At 55.2% G+C, this 19,094-nt stretch carries 14 protein-coding genes; 9 read left to right on the top strand and 5 right to left on the bottom strand.

Going from position 1 to position 19,094, the window contains the following annotated elements; translation table 11 throughout:
• Nucleotides 1-15 precede the first annotated feature (15 nt).
• Nucleotides 16-234, top strand: coding sequence for a DUF378 domain-containing protein (locus J2Z18_RS01320; protein WP_007128916.1), 219 nt, complete (start codon nt 16-18; stop codon nt 232-234).
• Between the two features lie 426 nt (nt 235-660).
• Here the strand turns inward: J2Z18_RS01320 and J2Z18_RS01315 are convergent, their stop codons facing one another.
• A complete protein-coding gene (locus tag J2Z18_RS01315) occupies nt 661-1,701 on the bottom strand; it encodes a glycoside hydrolase family 18 protein (protein WP_210094048.1) in 1,041 nt (346 codons plus the stop codon).
• 500 nt (nt 1,702-2,201) lie between these two features.
• Here J2Z18_RS01315 and J2Z18_RS01310 point away from each other — a divergent pair, with 500 nt between their 5' ends.
• The 8 genes from J2Z18_RS01310 to J2Z18_RS01275 all read left to right on the top strand — a co-directional run bounded on the left by J2Z18_RS01310 (nt 2,202) and on the right by J2Z18_RS01275 (nt 13,461).
• Nucleotides 2,202-3,173 carry an ABC transporter permease gene (locus tag J2Z18_RS01310; RefSeq protein WP_007128914.1) on the top strand — a complete coding sequence of 324 codons (972 nt, stop codon included), beginning with the start codon at nt 2,202-2,204 and terminating at the stop codon, nt 3,171-3,173.
• 15 nt (nt 3,174-3,188) lie between these two features.
• A complete protein-coding gene (locus J2Z18_RS01305; RefSeq protein ID WP_007128913.1) occupies nt 3,189-4,097 on the top strand; it encodes a carbohydrate ABC transporter permease in 909 nt (302 codons plus the stop codon).
• A gap of 41 nt (nt 4,098-4,138) precedes the next feature.
• A complete protein-coding gene (locus J2Z18_RS01300; RefSeq protein ID WP_007128912.1) occupies nt 4,139-5,749 on the top strand; it encodes an extracellular solute-binding protein in 1,611 nt (536 codons plus the stop codon).
• Nucleotides 5,750-5,930: 181 nt separating this feature from the next.
• Complete coding sequence (locus J2Z18_RS01295; protein ID WP_210094047.1) at nt 5,931-7,316, top strand: alpha-L-fucosidase; 1,386 nt, start codon at nt 5,931-5,933, stop codon at nt 7,314-7,316.
• Nucleotides 7,317-7,382: 66 nt separating this feature from the next.
• A complete protein-coding gene (locus J2Z18_RS01290) occupies nt 7,383-8,669 on the top strand; it encodes an alpha-L-fucosidase (protein WP_210094046.1) in 1,287 nt (428 codons plus the stop codon).
• A gap of 66 nt (nt 8,670-8,735) precedes the next feature.
• A complete protein-coding gene (locus tag J2Z18_RS01285; protein WP_144879839.1) occupies nt 8,736-9,758 on the top strand; it encodes a carbohydrate-binding family 9-like protein in 1,023 nt (340 codons plus the stop codon).
• An 8-nt stretch (nt 9,759-9,766) separates the two neighbouring features.
• Nucleotides 9,767-12,400, top strand: a complete 2,634-nt coding sequence (locus J2Z18_RS01280) for a transglutaminase domain-containing protein (RefSeq protein WP_210094045.1) — start codon at nt 9,767-9,769, stop codon at nt 12,398-12,400.
• A 26-nt stretch (nt 12,401-12,426) separates the two neighbouring features.
• Nucleotides 12,427-13,461, top strand: a complete 1,035-nt coding sequence (locus J2Z18_RS01275) for a glycoside hydrolase family 18 protein (RefSeq protein WP_007128907.1) — start codon at nt 12,427-12,429, stop codon at nt 13,459-13,461.
• Between the two features lie 200 nt (nt 13,462-13,661).
• On the opposite strand, the gene J2Z18_RS01270 is transcribed toward J2Z18_RS01275, so the two are convergent.
• The 4 genes from J2Z18_RS01270 to J2Z18_RS01255 all read right to left on the bottom strand — a co-directional run bounded on the left by J2Z18_RS01270 (nt 13,662) and on the right by J2Z18_RS01255 (nt 18,880).
• Entirely contained in the window at nt 13,662-15,968 is a 2,307-nt protein-coding gene (locus tag J2Z18_RS01270) for a helix-turn-helix domain-containing protein (protein ID WP_210094044.1), read from the bottom strand.
• A gap of 301 nt (nt 15,969-16,269) precedes the next feature.
• Complete coding sequence (gene tatC / locus J2Z18_RS01265; RefSeq protein ID WP_276824950.1) at nt 16,270-17,064, bottom strand: twin-arginine translocase subunit TatC; 795 nt, start codon at nt 17,062-17,064, stop codon at nt 16,270-16,272.
• The gene (gene tatA, locus J2Z18_RS01260) at nt 17,000-17,227 is read right to left on the bottom strand and encodes a twin-arginine translocase TatA/TatE family subunit (RefSeq protein WP_007128904.1); all 228 of its coding nucleotides are present in this window, start codon (nt 17,225-17,227) and stop codon (nt 17,000-17,002) included. The genes tatC and tatA overlap by 65 nt, the downstream gene beginning before the upstream one ends.
• A gap of 27 nt (nt 17,228-17,254) precedes the next feature.
• The gene (locus J2Z18_RS01255) at nt 17,255-18,880 is read right to left on the bottom strand and encodes a PhoX family protein (RefSeq protein WP_007128903.1); all 1,626 of its coding nucleotides are present in this window, start codon (nt 18,878-18,880) and stop codon (nt 17,255-17,257) included.
• Nucleotides 18,881-19,094 lie beyond the last annotated feature (214 nt).

Below are 19,094 nucleotides of genomic sequence, written 5' to 3'. Positions count from 1 at the left end.
TAAGGGGGGAAGACGATGAGAACGTGGAATACCATTGCGCTCTTGCTGCTGATCATTGGCGGCATCAACTGGCTGCTGGTCGGCTTGTTTCAATACGATCTGGTCGCCGCATTGTTCGGCGGACAGAGCTCTGCAGGCTCGCGGATCGTTTACACGATTGTGGGACTGTGTGCGCTGTACTCGATCCGATTCTTCGGTGACGTCACCAATGATGATCGAAGAACAGCAAAATGAGTTAATATATATAACATGAAACGTAATATTAGTGATAGAAAGTGGATTGTTTAAAGGCCGCCCCAACAAAAGGGAGCGGCTTTTTTATGTGTGAACGGTGATGTAAACCTTGTGCATGGATTTGGACGTACAGGACAAAATCAACATATCATGCGGAATAAACCTAGTTGTATCAAGGGGCTTTCAGCATTTCATCTCGATTAAAACGACATATTTACGCGAAGAGGGGGGTCCCCTAGAATGAAAACAAGCAACAAGCACAGATTTGAACAGATGGCAATTTGGTGTTATAAAACATTACACATCTAAACATTCTGCATCTGTGTAATCACACGAACGAAGAACAGCCTGCTTCTCCAAATAAGAGAAACAGGCCGTAACTGAAGACAATCCATTTAGAGAAAGGGGGGCTTTGAGAGAGGGCGATCATTCAAGAACGAGCGCCTTATGCATCGCATCCAGCAGGCTGCGTGTCGCATCGCAGCTGTATTCCCAGAACATGATCCCTGCAAGCCGCTGCTCCTTTACGTAATGGCATTTATGCGTTAACGACTCGGGATCATCGTAGCTGATGAAGCTGCTGCCGTCGAACAGGTAAGGGGCCTTCGCCTCGTCGTCCCAATGCCGTGTGAAGGCGGGATTGTTCAAATATTGAGCCGCAAGCTCCGTATAAGTCGGACCGTAACCGCCTGCGGCCGGAGCGACCTGGAGATATCCGTTGTTCACGTTTGGCACGTTGTTCCATCGTCTCGAATAGAAGGCAGCTCCGATGACGATTTTCTCGCGCGGCACCCCCGCCGCGGTGAATAATCGGACCGAGGCGTCCGCACTGATCCGGAACAGATCGCCGGTGGACGTATACAGATTCGCGTGGTGCCCGGTGTACGTCTGGAAGCCGCCCCGCATGTCGTAGGTCATCAGCTGTATGAAATCCAGAAAGGGGTGGATGAGGTCGATCTCGGTTCCATCTATATAATACTGATCGGCTCCTGCGGCAATGGTCAGCATATAGCGGCGGTGCTTCTCCCGCCCGAACCGGTCCAGAGACTCTCTGAGCGCCTGAAGCAGCAGCGTGAAATTCCGCTTGTCGTCAGGCGAAGCGGAGGTGCCCGCAACGGAATAGCAGGGATACTCCCAGTCCAGGTCGATTCCGTCAAAAGGGTAATTCTCCAAAATTTCATTAGCGGATTCGCTAAGGCGTACCCTTGCTTCCGGCGAGGCGGCTGCCTCGGAGAAGCCGCTGGAGCCCCAGCCGCCGACCGACAGCAGAACCTGAAGCTTAGGGTTAACCGATTTCAGCCGGCGGATTTCATCGGCAGTCTCCGGATGGGGGTACGAAATGGCGCCTTCCCGGATGTGGGCAAAAGCTACATTCAGATGGGTGAGTCGCAGCGCGTCCTCTGCCGTAACCTCGGAGAGAACCCTGCGTCCCGCATATCCGGCTAAAATCCAAGGGGATTCCGTCATGAGTTTCAACCTCGTTTCAATAAAATATGTGAGATTTGCGATACGGCTGTTTTTTTGAAGCTTAGCGTTCCTATCCAGCATCTGTCAAGACGGCGCGAATCGTTTGCACAGTATGCCAAAGCGTTGGCTGCGGTCAAAATCAACATGTTTTCCTTGGCCGAAATGACAATGACAAGCTGCGCAAAAATGGCCAAAACCGCGTAGGATCAACGATTGTAGCCGCTTACAATGACCATTGAAAATGACATATTTACGGATCGGTACGCAGTCCATACACTTGGGATGTAAGCGTTAACATTTTCCGGTGCGGCAAACCCGCAGATGAGGAAGTGTGCTCAAGGAACCTCTTTCCTTACATTTGAACAGGGGTGCTTATCCTTAAAGCGAGCGTTCAAAAAGTCGGTCTATCAGCACCTTGATTGGCTACGAGATCAGAAGGCGGCTTTTTGAACAGCCTCTTAAATTGACCGGATTTTCATTAGAAGAGGAGGGAGAAACCGATGCAGCAAGATGGCCACACCGCCCTGTCGCAGAGCATATCGGTTAACACAACGGCAAGCCGCAAGAAAAATACCTTATGGAGGAGGATGGTCCGAAACTGGGAGCTGTACCTGTTTATCGCCCCCGCATTTCTGTACTTTCTGATATTCCATTACGGGCCGATGTACGGGATACAAATCGCCTTTAAAAACTTCATCCCGACATTAGGGATAACGGGAAGCCCGTGGGTCGGATTCGACCACTTCGTTCGCTTCTTTAATTCTTATTATTTCTGGGACCTGCTCTGGAACACGCTGAGCATCAGCTTGTACGAGCTTGCTATAGGATTCCCGCTGCCGATCATTCTGGCGCTTGCCTTTAATGAGGTGAGGGACTCGTTCTTCAAACGGACGGTACAGACGGTAACTTATGCACCGCATTTTATTTCGGTGGTCGTCATGTCCGGTATGATTATTACCTTCTTGACGCCTTCGACGGGCATGATTGTCAATCTGGTGGAGTTTCTTGGATTCACACCGCCCCAATTTTTGACCGACCCTGCCTGGTTTAAGACGGTGTACGTGCTGTCCGGGGTTTGGCAGAGCACGGGCTGGGGAACGATCATCTACCTGGCAGCCTTGTCGGGCGTGGACCCGCAGCTGCATGAGGCTGCCGTCGTGGACGGTGCCAGCCGGTTCAAGCGGATTCTGCACATCAATCTTCCGGCGATCGTTCCGACCATTACGATATTGCTGATTTTGAATATGGGAAGCATCCTGGGCGTCGGCTTCGAGAAAATCCTGCTTCTCCAGAACCCGCTTAATATGGAGTCGTCCGATGTCATCTCGACCTTCGTTTATCGCTCCGGTTTGGTGGATGCGCAGTACAGCTTCTCAACAGCCGTCGGCTTGTTCAACTCCGTGGTCAATGCGATTCTGCTGCTCACGGTCAACCAAATTGCGCGGCGCACCAGCGAAAACAGTCTGTGGTAGAAGGAGGAATTACGCATGGCATCCGGAGTTAAAGAAAGCAACGGAGATAAACTGTTTCTATTTTGCAACTATCTGTACTTAACGATCGCGTTGGTCATTGTTCTGTACCCGCTGCTGTATATCGTCAGCGCATCGATCAGCGATCCGAAGGCCGTCGCCTCGGGCGAAATGTGGCTGTTCCCTAAAGGAATTACCTTCGAGGGCTATGCTCGGGTGTTCGAGAACCAGAATATCTGGATCGGCTACAAGAACACCATTATTTATACCGTGATCGGAACGGCGGTCAACCTGCTTGTCACGCTGCCGGCCGCTTACGCGCTCAGCCGGAGCGACTTTGTAGGCCGTGGATTCTTCATGGCGATGTTCTTGGTCACGATGTTTTTCGGCGGGGGCCTCGTTCCGAGCTACCTGCTCGTCAAGGATCTCGGCATGATCAACAGCATGTGGGCGCTCATTTTGCCGGGAGCCGCTTCGATCTGGAACATTATCGTTGCACGGACGTTCTTCCAGTCGACTATTCCGAAGGAGCTGCAGGAAGCCGCTCATATCGACGGATGTACGAATTTCCGGTTGTTCATCAAAATCGTGCTGCCGCTGTCGATGCCAATCATCGCCGTCATGGCGCTCTTCTATGGCGTCGGGCACTGGAACAGCTATTTCAGCGCCATGATCTATCTGAACGATGCGGCGAAGTATCCGCTGCAGCTCTTCCTGCGCCAAATTCTGGTTCTGCAGGAGATGGCGGCCCAAGGCGGAGGAGCCATCGACATTTCATCGGCTGCCGCCATGAACTCGAAGGCTGAAATCGCCGCACTGGTCAAATATGCCGTCATCATCGTCGCGACGGTGCCAGTTATTGTCATCTACCCATTCCTTCAGCGTTACTTTGTGCAGGGTGTTATGATTGGTTCTGTAAAGGGCTGATCTTAAACCATAATCTACACCAAAAAAGGGGAGTTGTTGTTATGAAGAAGCTTCGTAAGGCATCATCCGTTTTACTCTGTCTTACCTTGTCGGCAGCCATGCTTGCAGCCTGTGGTTCGCCTAAGGGAGACGGCGGTTCTGCCGCACCTTCCGGAACGTCCAGCAGCACGGAGGTCAAGAAGGAAGGCTTCCCGATCGTCGATGAGCCGATTACGCTGACGGTCATGTCCCAGGATGCCGGGGTGGCGGACTGGAAGACGATGCCTGTCCTGCAAGAGATGGAGAAATTGACGAACATCAAGCTGGAGTATCAGCTCTCGCCGATCGACAGCTTCGAGACGAAGAAGAACCTGGTGTTTGCAAGCGGTGATCTCCCGGATATGTTTTACGCTGCGGATTTGAAGCCGGCTGAGCAGGTAACTTACGGCAGTCAAGGCATCCTGATTCCGCTTGAGAAATACATTGATGAAGGCTATGCCCCGAACATCAAGAAGGTTCTGGATGCGCATCCGGATGTGCGCAAATCATTTACGACACCGGACGGCCATATGTATGCACTGCCGTTTATCGATACCGCAGCGGTATGGTACCGCGGACCGATGTGGTATAACGGCAAGTTCCTAAAGGCGCTCAATGTCAGCGAGCCGAAAACGACCGAAGAGCTGTATACGTTCCTGAAGCGCGTGAAGGAAGAGGATCCGAACGGCAACGGCAAGAAGGACGAGATTCCGCTGACTTCCGTCAAGCTGGATGACCTGCGGATGTACTTCTTCGGCTTCTGGGGCATGTACAACGAAGGCATCTATGCCGACAAGGAAGGAAAGGTGCATTATCCTTTCCAAGAAGAAGGCTATAAGGGCTACCTGACATTCATGAACCGTCTATGGAAGGAAGAGCTGCTGGATCACGAAACCTTCTCCCAGACGGCAGACCAGAAAAAAGCCAAAGGCGAAAACAATCAGCTCGCATTATTCAACGACTATCATCCGTACTTCACCCTGGGTGGCGAGCCTAGCACCGAGCATCCGCTCATGACGCCGGTGAAGAGCGAAATCGAAGGATCTCCGGTATACGGCAAGCATCCGGGCATGTCGGCACGCGGCACGTTCGCCATTTCCAGCAAGAACCCTGCCCCTGAAGCGACCATGCGCTGGATCGACTACCTCTACAGCTATGAAGGTTCGACGCTGTTCAATCAAGGACCTGAAGGCGTGCTCTGGAAGTTCAAGGATAAAGAGAACCGCGTGAAAGAATGGCTTCCTGTTCCGGATGGCGGCGACCGTGAGGAATACCGCGGTAAAATCACGCCAAACTACGGCATTCTGACGCCGGGCATCAACGATCCTGAAGTGGCGAAAGGGCTGCGTACCGAATTTGATGAGTGGATCGATCAGCAAAACCAAGAGAAGCTGGTGCCGATCGGCAAAGCTCCATTCCCTAACGTGTATTTGACCAATGAGGAGCAAAGCGAGGCTACGGCGTTGATGTCCGATCTGGACACTTACGTCAAGCAGATGGAAGCGAAGTTCATCACGGGCCAAGAGCCGCTTGAAAATTGGGATAAGTATGTAGCGCAGGTTAAGAAGATGGGCGGCGACCGCATCGTCGAGCTGTACCAAGGCGCTTACGACCGCTGGAACACCAATAAATAATACAGATCTATAACAAGAACAACAAAAGGCCAACATATCCCGGTCTAGGCTTTCAGACCGGGGGTTGGCTCTTATTTTTAAACGGATGAATGAGGAATGCAGCGAAACCGGCGAGCGGCTTGCGGACCGCCCGAAGCGAATCGCCCGGTGACGAACAATCAACCTACTCGGAGGTATTAACATGTCGGAGAACAAGCTGATCGAAGAAGAGCAGCCGGTCGTGGAGGCAGGCGTCCACAATTACAGCAGTGAAGACAAATGGGTCAAGCCGGAGGATCCGCTGCTGCTGGAGCGTCTTGAATGGTTTAAGGACCAGAAGCTGGGGCTCATGATGCACTGGGGCCCTTATTCCCAGCTGGGGCTCGTTGAATCCTGGGCGCTTAGCGATAAGGATGCGGAATGGTCGCGTGACGGAATTGACTGGGACATCGACGCGGAGGAGCTCAAGCGGCAGTATTTTGACTTGAATAAAACGTTCAATCCGCTGCGCTTCCAGCCGGACCTGTGGGCGGACCTGGCCGCCGATAACGGCTTCAAGTATTTGAATTTTACGACGAAGCATCATGACGGCTTCTGCATGTGGGATACCCATACGACCGACTACCGGATCACGGGCACGGATTGTCCGTTTCATCGGCATAAATACGCCGATATCACCAAGAACCTGTTCGATGCGTTCCGGGCAAGGGGGCTTGGCATCTCCGCCTACTTCTCCAAAGCCGATTGGCATACGCCTTACTACTGGGCGCCCGGCATGGAAGCCGGCAGCTTCACGTCGCGGGGGCCTAGCTATAATCCGAAGGAATACCCTTGGTTATGGGAGCAATTCGTCCAGTTTACGCATCAGCAAATCATGGAGCTCATGACAAGGTATGGCCGGATTGACGTGCTGTGGCTTGACGCCGGCTGGGTGAATGATTATCGGGATCAGAACATCCGGCTGGGCGAGGTCGTGGAGAAAGCGCGCGAGATTCAGCCGTGGCTTCTGTCGGCGGACCGGACGGTCGGCGGACCTTACGAGAATCTCATTACGCCGGAGCAGACGCTGCCTGAGCGTGCCCTGCACGTTCCTTGGGAGAGCTGCATCACGATGGGAACGTCGTTCTCCTTCCGGTATGAGGACCGTTATAAATCGGTGCGCCAGCTGATCCATCTGCTCGTGGAGATCGTGGCCAAGGGCGGCAATCTGGCGCTCAACATCGGGCCCCAGCCGGACGGAAGGCTGCCGGAGACGGCGATCTCACGGATGAGGGGCATGGGCGAATGGCTGAAGGTATACGGCGATGCTATCTATGGCACGCGGACCTGCGAGCCGTATTCCGTCCAGAACGTGCATTTTACTCAAAAAGGGGACACAACGTACGCCTTCTATCTGTACAAGGACGAGCAGGAGGAGGTTGCCGGGGAAGTGCATCTTCCGCTTCAGACAGAGCCGAGCCGTATCGACCTGATCGGCGGCCAGGAGGTGCTGGATTACCGCCGGACGGAGAACGGAATCGCGGTACGGCTGCCGGAGAGGGAGCTGCATGGGGCGGCGCCGATCGCTCATGTGTTCCGGATCCGTTAAGGGATAGGCCGACAGCTCGGGAAGCTTAAGAAAGCTACAAGTACATCGGGGAAAGGTGCGGACGATATGCAGCCATGGTTTGAGGAGGCGAAGCTGGGGATCTTTATCCACTACGGCATCTACGCGGTGGACGGGGTCTCCGAATCCTGGTCCTTCTATAACGGAAGGATCAGCTATGAGGAGTATATGAAACAGCTGGACGGCTTTACGGCATCGAAATTCGATGCCGAGGCTTGGGCGGATCTGATCGAGAAATCCGGCGCGAAATATGCGGTGCTGACGACAAAGCACCATGACGGCGTTGCATTGTGGGATACGCAGTACAGCGACTTGAATGTGGTCAAGCGGACGCCTGCGAAGCGGGATATTATCAAGGAATATGCCGAAGCGGTGACGAAGCGGGGGCTTCGGCTCGGGATGTATTTTTCGCTGATCGACTGGTCGCATCCGGACTATCCGAGCGTGTATGAAGGAGGCCGCGTTCCGGAAGACCTCGGGAGCGTCAACCGATTCTCTAGCCCGGTGGACGGCGTTCAGGATGAGGAGAGATGGCAGAGGTTCCTTCAATTTAACAATCAGCAGCTGCGCGAGATTCTGACGAATTACGGGAAGGTGGACCTGCTGTGGTTCGACGGGGACTGGGAGCGCAGCGCCGAGCAGTGGAACCTGCCGGCATTCAAGGATTATTTAAAGTCCTTTAATCCGGATCTGATCATCAATTCAAGGCTTCAGGGGCATGGCGATTACAAGACGCCGGAGCAGGGCATTCCGATCACGAGGCCGGAGGGGCCGTGGGAATTCTGCACGACCATCAATACATCCTGGGGCTACGTGCCGACGGATCACAAGTACAAATCGCTGAATCAGATCATTCGGATGTTCTGCGATTGCATTTCGATGGGCGGCAATATGCTGCTCGATATCGGCCCGCGGGAAGACGGCACGATCGACAAGCGGCAGGAGGACATTCTGCTCGGTCTGGGCGACTGGATCCGGACGCATGAAGAGGCCGTATTCGGAACCGGGGAAGGCATCATGACCCGTTATTATCTAGGGGGAAGCACCATTTCGAAAGACCGCAAGACGCTGTACCTGTTCGTCTATGACGATCCGAAGGAGAATGTATGCCTGAAAGGTCTTTGCAACCCGATCAAGAGGATTACGGTGCTGCATTCGGGCAAGGAGCTGACCCACGAAATTCATGGCGGGGTGCCATGGTTCAACATTCCGGGAACGACCTGGATCCATATGACTCCGGAAGATGCTCATGAACAGGTAACGGTGCTGAAACTTGAGTTTGACGAAGAGCTGGAGATGTACGGCGGCTCCGGAGCCGTTGTCACCCATAACTAAACAATCGCCGGGAGGGCGCGGGTTATGCAGCCGGCGCCTCCTCCCGGGTCAAACGGAGGGAATGAAATGAACCGAAGCGGAGTGCCGGAGCCGCAGATCGAATATGCTCCGAAACATTACATATGCCGTCGTGCGAAGGAGCCCCTTGAGCTGGATGGACGGATCGATAAGCCGTTCTGGGAAGCGGCGGAATGGACCGAGGATTTCGTGGATATCGAGGGGGATCTTAGGCCGAAGCCCGAAAAGCGGACCCGGGTCAAAATGCTGTGGGATGACGAGTATTTCTACTTCGCGGCGGAGCTGATCGAGGATCAGATCTGGGCAACGCTGACCGAGCGGGACTCGGTGATCTTTTACGACAATGATTTTGAGATTTTTATCGATCCGGACGGGGATAGTCATCAATATTACGAGTTCGAAATCAATGCGCTGAATACCGTATGGGATCTGCTGCTGGTCAAGCCGTACCGGGACGGCGGGCCTCCGGTCAACGGCTGGGATATCGCAGGGCTAAAGACCGCCGTGCATATCGACGGAGAGCTGAACCGTCCCGGGGCGGATAACCGGAAGTGGAGCGTGGAAGTGGCGATGCCTTGGAGCAGTCTGCGGGAATGTGCGAAGGAGGGGCGTCCGCCGGTGCCGGGTGAATTCTGGCGCGTTAACTTCTCCCGCGTGGAATGGCGGACAGAGGTGCAGGACGGCGAATACCGCAAGGTGCTCAATCCGGAGACAGGCAAGCCATACCCGGAGGACAACTGGGTCTGGTCGCCGATGGGCATCATCAATATGCATTATCCGGAGCTGTGGGGCTACGTCGTCTTCGCGGAGGGCGAAGCGGGCTCGGGCTTTGAATTGCCAAAAGACGAGCGGATCAAATGGGAGCTCCGCAAGCTCTATTACCGCGAGCGCAATTATTACGAAGGGCATGGCGAATTCACAAAGGATTTGAAGCTGCTGATGGGCGAGGATTCATGGAGCATCGAGCCCGTCATCGAAACGACCCGCGGCCTGTTCCAGATCACCGCACCGTCCTCGGACGGCAGCGCCGTGATCTGTATACGGGAAGACGGGAAGCTGTGGAAGGAGTGAAAGCCGATATGACCATTCAAACCTCCGCATTTTCATTGGAACCCGATATGCGGGAGACCATCGAGGCGAAATTCAAAGAGAAGCTGATCCTGGGTGAGGCCAGAAAGCAGGAGCTGTTCGGCATATTTGACCAAGAGCTGACCGAAGAGGAAACGTGGGCTTTGAAGTATCTATACGCCTACATGCCGGTGAATGACATGGCCGATTACGACGGGGAGCTGTTCCTCAGCCATGTGCGCCGGACGCTGGCGATCCGAAAGCAGGTGCCTTGGGGAAATCGAGTGCCGGATCATCTATTCCTGCACTTCGTGCTGCCTTACCGCGTCAACACGGAAAATATCGAGGATTCCCGCGGCATTCTATATGATGCGCTGGCAGAGCGAACTTCGCGGTTATCGATGAAGGATGCCATTCTCGAGACCAATTACTGGTGCCATGAGAAGGCAACGTACATCGGGAGCGATCTGCGGACGATATCGCCGCTGACGATGATTCGGAACGCGCGCGGACGCTGCGGCGAGGAATCCACGCTCGCGGTAGCCGCCCTGCGCAGCATCGGCATCCCGGCCCGTCAAGTATATACGCCGCGCTGGGCCCATTGCGACAGCAATCATGCCTGGGTGGAGGCATGGGCTGACGGGCAATGGTATTACATCGGCGCATGCGAGCCGGAAGCCCGCCTGAATCAAGGCTGGTTCAGTCCGCCCGCACGGCGAGCGATGCTGATCAACACCCGGATTTTCGCCGATTACCCTGGACCGGAGGATATTACGCTGGCCGATAAGTGGTTTACCGAAATCAATCTGCTCGAGAATTATGCAAGAACACGCACGATCCATGTCAAAGTCAAGGATAACAACGGGGCACCGGTGGCCGGCGCCGAGGTGCGTTTCGAGCTGTATAACATGGCGGAGCTGTATCCGATTGCGATTCTGCCGACCAATGAGCAGGGGGAAGCTTCGTTCAAGACGGGCTATGGCGACGTGCTGATCCGTGCCGTGAAAGACGGCGCTTGGGGCGAGCATAAGCTGGGCGCCGGGGACGGAGAGCAGGTGCAAATCGTGGTCGCCGAAGCGGCGCAGCCGGTCGGTACGGTTGATTTCGATATGGTTCCTCCTCCCGAAGCTCAGGGGGATGCCGATGAACAGCCGTCCGAGGAGGAGCTGGAACGCCATAACCGCCGCTTGGAGGAAGGGACGAGGATCCGGACCGAATACGAGGATACCTTCCTGAAAGCCGAGGAGGCGGAGAGCATCGCCCGCGGACTCGGGCTGCCGCCGGAGCGGGTGTGGGACGTCCTGCATAAAGCCCGGGGCAACAGCAGAGAGATTGCCGCTTTCCTTGAAGAGCAGTCCGGCGAGTATGGCGAGTGGCCGCTGCGGCTCTTGGAATCTCTGAACGAGAAGGACTTGATCGATACCTTCCGGCCTACGCTGAACGATCATTTGGCCGGTGCGATGGAGCATCAAGGGAGCTGGGCGGAGGAACTGTTCGTCCCATACATTCTCTGTCCGCGCGTATCGTTTGAAATGCTCGTGCCGTATCGCCGTTTGTTCCAGGGGACCTTTACCCCTGAAGAGATCGCAGCCTTCCGGGTAACGCCGGCGAAGCTTGCAGGCCGCCTGGCGGATGGCTTCGAGCTGTGGGAGGACCTTCCTAATCTGAAGGGGAAAGGCAACCCGGCAGGCACCTTCCGATTGCGGAAGGGCGATTCGGAGTCGCTGGACATTCTGTTCGTCGCCGTATGCCGCAGCTTGGGCATCCCGGCGCGGCTGCACCCGAGCGAGCAGAAGCCGCAGTACTGGCATAACGGCGCTTGGGAAGAGGCTTCGCTGCAGCCGGACGCTGCCGGCAGCGCTGATCGTGAGGCGAATCAGGAAGCCGGCGGATGGGGTCTCTTGCGTCTGTTAAAGGATTCGAATGCCGGACAGGACGTGCCGTCCGCCTCCTACGGCGAGAACTTTTCGCTCGCCCGCCTTACGAACGGCGTATATAAGACGCTGATTTATCCATACGGCATGTCTAACGTATATGATGATCCGTTCGAGGTCGAGGCAGGGGCTTATCGCTTAACGACCGGTGTCCGTCTCAAGGACGGCACGGTTCGAGTGCGCTTCACCTATTTTACAGTCCGTGCAGACGGAACCGCTGCGGTATCCTTGACGTTCCGCGACACCCGGGAAGAGATTCCGGTGCTCGGCACGCTTACGCGCGAGCATGGGCTCACCCTGCTTGATGGAAAGGCTGCGCTTATGGGAGACCTGTTGGGTGCCGAAGGCGCGATAGCCGCTTGGCTTGAGCCGGAGCGCGAGCCGACGAAGCATCTGCTCCGCGAATTGAGTGAGCTGGCGGAGTCGCTGGATCAGCTTAACGTTCCGATTGTCCTGGTGATCGGAGAGAAGGAATGGACCGCTTCGTTCGATCCTGCCAGCTATCCGAAGCTGCCGCAGCGCACGGTGTTTGCGCGTGACGCCAGCTACTCGGCCCTGCCTGATTTCATCTCGAAATCGCCGGCCCGCGAAGCCGGATTTCCGCATCTGTTCGTGCTGGACAGTCAGGACCAGATCCGGTATACGGCTTCAGGCTATAAGATCGGTACGGGCAAGGAAGCGCTGCGCATACTGTCGGGAATATCCTCTTAAAATGGAGAGCTGGAGGGCGAAGGAACATGAAGCAATATATTGTGGCTGGCTATGCCGTTGATGCCGTTCTTCCCGAGATGAAGCGGGAGGATTTATTGAAGCTGACCCATCTGAACGTGGCTTTCGGCCATGTTCGGAATGATGAAATTACGACGGAGCATTTGAAGAACGCGGAGGTTCTGCATGCCATGAAGCGGGATCATCCCAGCCTTACGGTGCTCCTGTCCGTCGGCGGCTGGAGCGCGGGGGGATTCTCCGAAGCGGCCTCCACCGAAGAAGGAAGAAGCCGCATGGCGGCTTCGGCCGTCCGGGTGCTGGAATCGCATCCGTTTGACGGGATTGATCTTGATTGGGAATATCCTTGCTACGGCGAAGCCGGCATTGCTTCGAGCCCGGACGATAAGCGGAATTTCACGCTGCTGCTGAAGGCGATCCGCGAAGCGCTGGATGCCAAGGGCGAGCGCGATGGCCGCCATTATCTGCTGACGATCGCGGCGGGAGCCGATCAATATTATGTGGATGGCACAGAGATGGATCAGGTCCAGCAGTATCTGGACTTCGTCCAGCTGATGACGTATGACATGCGCGGCGGCTTTCAGATCCTCACCGGGCATCATACGAATCTGTATGCGCCGTCCGGCGATCTGTTCCGGATCAGCGTCGATGCTTCCGTAAACCTGTTCGTGCGCGCCGGCGTGCCGAAGGAGAAAATCGTGATCGGGGCAGCGTTCTATTCCCGGATGTGGCGCGAGGTTCCGGACCGCAACCGGGGTCTGCACCAGATGGCCGGTACCACGGGCGGTTATGGGCCAGGCTACGCCGAGCTTGCCGCCGATTACATCGACAAGAACGGCTATGTCCGGTACTGGGACGACGAGGCGTGCGCGCCGTTTTTGTTTAACGGCTCGTGTCTGATTTCCTACGACGATGAGGAGTCGATCGGCCGCAAATGCGGCTATGTCCGGGACGAGGGCCTGGCGGGCATCATGTTCTGGGAATACGGCTGCGACAAGACCGGACGCTTGCTGGATGCGATGCATCAAGGCCTGGGGAGCAAATAATCGGCCCGTTCCCGAGCAATCGAATAGGCCGTACAGAAGGCTCCGTAATACCAAGATAGACGGCACATGCCCAATGTGCGCGTTGCGAATCCAGGGATACCTGGATGGTTCTTTGGACATATGAGCACAAACAAAACCTCCCCTAAGCTTGCGAGCTTCAGGGGAGGTTTTTGTTTGTAGTGCATGCAGGCAGCAACCGGCTACCCGATATATTCCTCATCCTCATCATCCGAGGCGTCGGCACTTCCATTCTGGCTGTGCATTTTGCGGTATTGTCCCGGCGTATAGCCGGTTTCCTTCTTGAATTTGCGGATGAAGTTCGGCGTATCCAGGTAGCCGACCCGCGAAATAATGTCCTTCAACGGATCGGACGTATGCAGCAGCTGCCGGATGACTTCGTCCATCCGTTTCTGCCAGATATATTGGGTGAAGTTCACCCCGACCTTCTCCTTGAAGGAGCGGCTGAAATAGGACGAGGAGATCGAAAATTTCGATGAGATCGTTCCCAGGCTAAGGTCATAATCCGAATAGTTCGCATCGATATAGCTTACGATTTCGTCCATCAAGGAGCTTTCTTCCGTCTCGCTCTTCGCCTCGACATGGGTACAGATGTCGGCGGCGAGACCGGCGAGCTTCTTCTCCAGGTCCTCCAGGGAGTCGTATGATGTGATACTCGGAAGCTCTTGAACGACATGGTGCATGCCGAGCTCCGAGGCCGTCTTCAGCAGCGTATTCAAAATGTCGAAGCAGATGCAGCGCAGCAGCGGAACCGACGGCATTTCCTCCTTCAGGCTGTCCAGCGCGGTGGAGATCATCCGGGCCGCCACGTCGTAGCTTCCCTGCTTCAAGCTCTGATCGAGCTTCAGCAGCACGTCCTTCGGCACCCAGAAGGAGGAGGAATCCTTCGCTCCGGAGAGCGCATGGAAGAAGGTGGTGCTGCCCTGACCGTGAAGCATGGAGGCCTCAAATGCGGTGGAAGCCTCAATGTAGGACTGGTTCAGCTGCTCCGGATGACTGTAGCGGTTGCCGGTCCCGATGACAGGCGGGCTGCCGGCGTGCTCCATAACCATCGACCGGAGCGCCTCCACGATCGCTTCCATGATGCCGTTCAGGCTGGCCTCATGCCCGGTATCGGCATTGAATCCGACGATGAGCGCAAGCCGGTCAGGCTGCGGCAGCTCCACTCCGTACGCATGGGCGGTCAGCTCCGGCAGCTCGACCTCGTTCATCAGCTGCATCAGCGGCCAGCCGCCTGATGGATCCGCTTCGGGCAGGGAATGCGTCTCCCAGCCCATCGTAACGACGAAATAATGGGAGCGGTTGAAGCGGATGCCGAGCTGCTCCTTCAGGTCGGACGGCAATTCCCCGGTATGTCCGTGCTTCAGCAGCATCAGCAGAATATGGTTGCGCGCGTAAGGCTCCTGAAGGTCAACGCGCTTGCTGTAGTCATGCAGCGTCTTCTTGATCCAGTCCAGCTCGTTGGTCTGGGAGGGGGGCTCGGAGAGGCTGCGGACATTTCTCAAGCGCACGAACTCCATCAGATCGGAGATCGGGTGGTACTGCCTCCGGGCCAGTAAAATCGCAAGGACGGTACCCATGATGACAACGAACGAGAACACCAATACAACAAAGGTCCGAATGTGGACGATGCGGCTGAAAAACTGGCTGCTGGGCATAGCTGTAACATACGTCCAGCCGTCATCCGATTTGACGGAAACCACCGAATGGGTCTCTCCGTTCAGGGACAGGCTGTGCGTACCGGGCTCCAATTGAAACAGCGCTTTTACGTCGTTCTTCGTAATGGTGTCACCGTGATGATTGGCGGCCAGCACCTGGCCGTTATTATCGAATATATAGGTCATGCCATGGTAATCGGTCAAGATGGAATCGATCAAGCCCGTCAAATTGGATTCATGGATCAAATACATGACGGTTCCATGGGCAGGGGTGTTGTTCGGGGCGATCGGCACAAGATAGGCCAGCATGGATTTCTGCCCCCGGGTGCCCTGGATGACCTGCTCCGCCGGGCGCATCGTCGGGAGGCGCACGGTATTCAAGTCCCGGATCAGATCCTCCTTGTTCCAGGTGTTGAATTTGTAGCGGCCGGTGAACACGTCGAGGTTCTCCAGACCTTGGGAAGAATAGATATTATTATCCCCGCGAAAGAATAGGAACAGCTCATCGATAATCGAGCTGGTGGCTTTATATTTGACCAGGGCGCCAATCGATTCCCGGCTGTAATACGGATGGTGCGTCCAATAACGCGTCAACTGTTCGTCGTAGGCGATACGGAATGCGATATCCTGCAGCTCCTTCATACGGTCGTCGATGACGGTTTTGGCCTGGGTCAGCTGATTGACGTTGGTCTGCTCAATTTCCGATCGTAAGGTCTTAACGGCGTTGTGATAAATGATGACGGTCAAAATAACAAGAGGGATCAGGAAAATGGATATATATGAGAGTGTATACTTAACCAAAAGCTTGGACTTGAAGTGATTCCATTTCATATTTGCAGGCCTCCCGTTATTTAATAGCACCGTGATAGCGCTATCATAAAGACAGCGAAGCAATTGCCGGATTGCCGAGCCGTTAAATGATCTATTAAAAATACTAGGAGAACTTGCCTCATAAATCAATGCATCATTTAAAAGTTTTGATGGATTCTTTCCAGAAGCTACAGAGAAAGGGGAAAATAAACTTGTCTGGGCGGAGCGAATACGAAAAAAACCGCGAGTCTGCCGCTTACTTAGGTAAGGGAGCAGATTCGCGGGTTCCATGGGTATCATCCTTCAAGGGGGAGCTGAAGGATCAGGATGTGCCTCCGCTTGCAGGCGATAATTGCAGCTGCTTGCGGTAAACGACTTTGGAGATCGATACGCTGATCTCATACAGCAGAAACAGCGGGACGATCACGATCAGGTCGGACATGATATCCGGCGGTGTGATCGTTACGGCTACGATGCAGAGCAGAAAGTAGGCTGCCTTGCGCATCTTGGCCAGCCGAAGCGGATTCACGATGCCAAGCTTGGTAAGAAATACGACAATGGCCGGCATTTCGAACAGGAATCCGAACGGGACGGTCATATGAATCATGAAGGTGAAATACCGCTGAGCCGTGTACATCGTCTCGAATTGGCCTTCCGCCATCCGCTGCATGAACTGCAGCACCATCGGAAACAGCACGAAGTAGCCGAAGACGAGCCCGACAATGAACAGCACGCTAATGACCGGGATGAGGAGCAGCGCGGAGCGCTGGGCGCCATCCGGCAGCGCAGGCTGCACGAACTTCCAGACCTGATAGGCCGCAACCGGAAGCGTGACGGCCAGCGCCACGACGCCGGCGATGATCATGTAGACCCACATGACCTCGGAAGGACCGAGAAGCACAAGCTTCTCGTCCATATCCCGAACCAGCCAGCGGTAAATCTCCTCGACGTAGATAAAGGCGGCCACCATCGCAACGAGGAACGCGATCAGGGTGCGGATCAGGCGCCTCCGCATTTCCTCGAGATGCTCGATCGCGCTCTGGTCGTTCGGGTTAGCTGCCTTGCTTGCCCGCTGCAGCAGCCGCTTTAGGAGCATCGTCTTTCTTCCCGTCCTCATTCTCTTCATCCCCGTTCACCAAGCCCCGGGTTGCGCCTTTGAATTCGCTCAGGGTTCTGCCGAATGCCCGTCCCAGCTCAGGTAGCTTGGAAGGCCCGAAGATGATCAAGGCGATAATTAAAATCAAGATTAAGCCACCGATTCCGATATTGCCAAACGGCATGACTATCGCTCCTATCTATAGTTGAGATTAGTCCAGCTTGAAGCCGCTGATGGCGACTACTGCGCAGCGCGCCATGTTCTCTCCCGAGCGGTGCGGCCAGGTGCTGGTCGGCTTGCTCAGATCCTCCGTGTTCTCGCCCGGATGCTGTACAGACAGGAAGAGCGTCTGCTCGTCCGGCGAGAAGAACGGGCCTGTCAGCTCGCATTCCACCGGGCCGGAGGCGAACTGCAGCGCTTTGCCTTGATCCGGTCCGCTCGTTGGAATAACGAACAGTCCGTTATTCATGAAGGATTTATGCACGCCTTTATTTTGGCTGCTGCTGGAGATGTCCGTCACGACCCACAGATCGCCGTTGGAATCGAACGCCAGGTTGTCCGGGGAGCTGAAGCCCGATTGCCGGCCGCCTGCCGCGAAGATTTCAAAATCGAACTCGAGGGCTGCCAGATCGTTCCCGGCTTCGAAGATCCGCGTAATATGGCCATGAATATTGCCGTGGTTGTCATTGTTCGTATGGCAGACGAAGACGGTGTTGTCGAACGGCGAAATTTCGATATCCTCCGGACGGTCCGTCGGCGTTCCGCCTACGAGGCGAGCGGCTTCCTGGCAATACGTGACGACATCGCCTTGGGACTTGAACTTGCCTTTAACCTCCGGCGCGTCGGCTGCCGCCTTCAGCACCTCTTCCAGCGTAACCGGCTGCCATTTTCCGGATTTCAGGTTGGCTACGTAGAGCGTGCCGTCCTCCAGCAGGGCGGAGTTGGCGCGTCCCTTGCTCTTGTCGTATTTGCCGTTGCTGATGAATTTATACACGCAGGCATCCTTCTTGTCATCGCCCATGTAGACCACGACCCGGCCGTCTTTCGCAAGACCCATTGCCGTATTCTCGTGGTTGAATCTTCCGAGCGCCGTATGCTTTTTAAGGAAGGATTTATCGAATGGATCGACCTCGACGACCCAGCCGTAATGGGTTTCCGGCAATCCCGAGATGCTTGCGGTTTCCTCGAAATTCTCTTCGCAGGACAGCACCGTATTCCAGAGGGTTACGCCTCCGGAGCAGTTGGCGAATGTGCCGGTAGCCGTCGTTGCTCCCTTCAGCGCCGGAATGCCGCGCGCCGGGCCGGTAATGTCGAACTTGGTGAAACCGTTAATGCGGCGGGCATGCTTGGAGGATGTGTCCATCTTCCATACGCCCTTCTCGTCACGGTACACCTCGATCACCGACATGCCTTGATAGTACAAGTTTTTCTCGATTTGGTCGGCCGTCATTTTGCCGTCTTTCACCGGGCCGATCGAGAAGATGGTGGAATATTCATGGTTATTGACCAGCAAACCGCGGACATTGGACCCGTTGATCGGGAAAAAGGCGTTGTAATCGCAGCCGGAGCCGAATTTTTCGCCGGCCGGATTGATCACGTCGTCGAATGCGGCAATGACGTCGTATTTGAAATTTCTCGGCAGGACGAGCTCGTCGGCCTTGGTAGGCTCGATCGGATCGAAATATCCGCTGACGCGGTTTGTCTTGAATCCGAACAGATGATTGGCTGTTCCCGACATCGCGGAAGCTTTGCCCTCCAGAACGCCTAAGCCGGCAGAAGCAGCTGCAAGCGCGGTTGCGCCGGTGCCCAGATAAGAAAGGAAGGTTTTGCGGTCCATCGTTTTACTCAAACTAATCCACCCCTCATGATTAAATGTTCGATAGGACAAGTGTAAGCTGGAAATGTTAAGTCCATATCATCGTTCATGGGGGATTTGTAAAATAGAAGTAATTTCGGGTGCGGAAATATCAAAAGGAGGTAAGCGAGCTGCGGCGGGATTAAAGAGGGGATGGGAGGAAGCTATCGTTCGCCTCGAGCGATGAGGAGCAGGC

This window comes from Paenibacillus lactis, from assembly GCF_017873605.1.
Classification (GTDB): Bacteria; Bacillota; Bacilli; order Paenibacillales; family Paenibacillaceae; genus Paenibacillus_AQ; species Paenibacillus_AQ lactis.
Note: the sequence above shows the minus strand (reverse complement) of the source record. Positions and strands in the feature narration are given on the sequence as shown.

Coding starts and splice junctions, on each gene's coding strand:
- J2Z18_RS01320 (WP_007128916.1), top strand. CDS start 16: ATGAGAACGTGGAATACCATTGCGCTCTTGCTGCTGATCATTGGCGGC.
- tatC (WP_276824950.1), bottom strand. CDS start 17,064: ATGAGGACGGGAAGAAAGACGATGCTCCTAAAGCGGCTGCTGCAGCGG.
- J2Z18_RS01300 (WP_007128912.1), top strand. CDS start 4,139: ATGAAGAAGCTTCGTAAGGCATCATCCGTTTTACTCTGTCTTACCTTG.
- J2Z18_RS01270 (WP_210094044.1), bottom strand. CDS start 15,968: ATGAAATGGAATCACTTCAAGTCCAAGCTTTTGGTTAAGTATACACTC.
- tatA (WP_007128904.1), bottom strand. CDS start 17,227: ATGCCGTTTGGCAATATCGGAATCGGTGGCTTAATCTTGATTTTAATT.
- J2Z18_RS01280 (WP_210094045.1), top strand. CDS start 9,767: ATGACCATTCAAACCTCCGCATTTTCATTGGAACCCGATATGCGGGAG.
- J2Z18_RS01315 (WP_210094048.1), bottom strand. CDS start 1,701: ATGACGGAATCCCCTTGGATTTTAGCCGGATATGCGGGACGCAGGGTT.
- J2Z18_RS01295 (WP_210094047.1), top strand. CDS start 5,931: ATGTCGGAGAACAAGCTGATCGAAGAAGAGCAGCCGGTCGTGGAGGCA.
- J2Z18_RS01305 (WP_007128913.1), top strand. CDS start 3,189: ATGGCATCCGGAGTTAAAGAAAGCAACGGAGATAAACTGTTTCTATTT.
- J2Z18_RS01285 (WP_144879839.1), top strand. CDS start 8,736: ATGAACCGAAGCGGAGTGCCGGAGCCGCAGATCGAATATGCTCCGAAA.
- J2Z18_RS01275 (WP_007128907.1), top strand. CDS start 12,427: ATGAAGCAATATATTGTGGCTGGCTATGCCGTTGATGCCGTTCTTCCC.
- J2Z18_RS01290 (WP_210094046.1), top strand. CDS start 7,383: ATGCAGCCATGGTTTGAGGAGGCGAAGCTGGGGATCTTTATCCACTAC.
- J2Z18_RS01255 (WP_007128903.1), bottom strand. CDS start 18,880: ATGGACCGCAAAACCTTCCTTTCTTATCTGGGCACCGGCGCAACCGCG.
- J2Z18_RS01310 (WP_007128914.1), top strand. CDS start 2,202: ATGCAGCAAGATGGCCACACCGCCCTGTCGCAGAGCATATCGGTTAAC.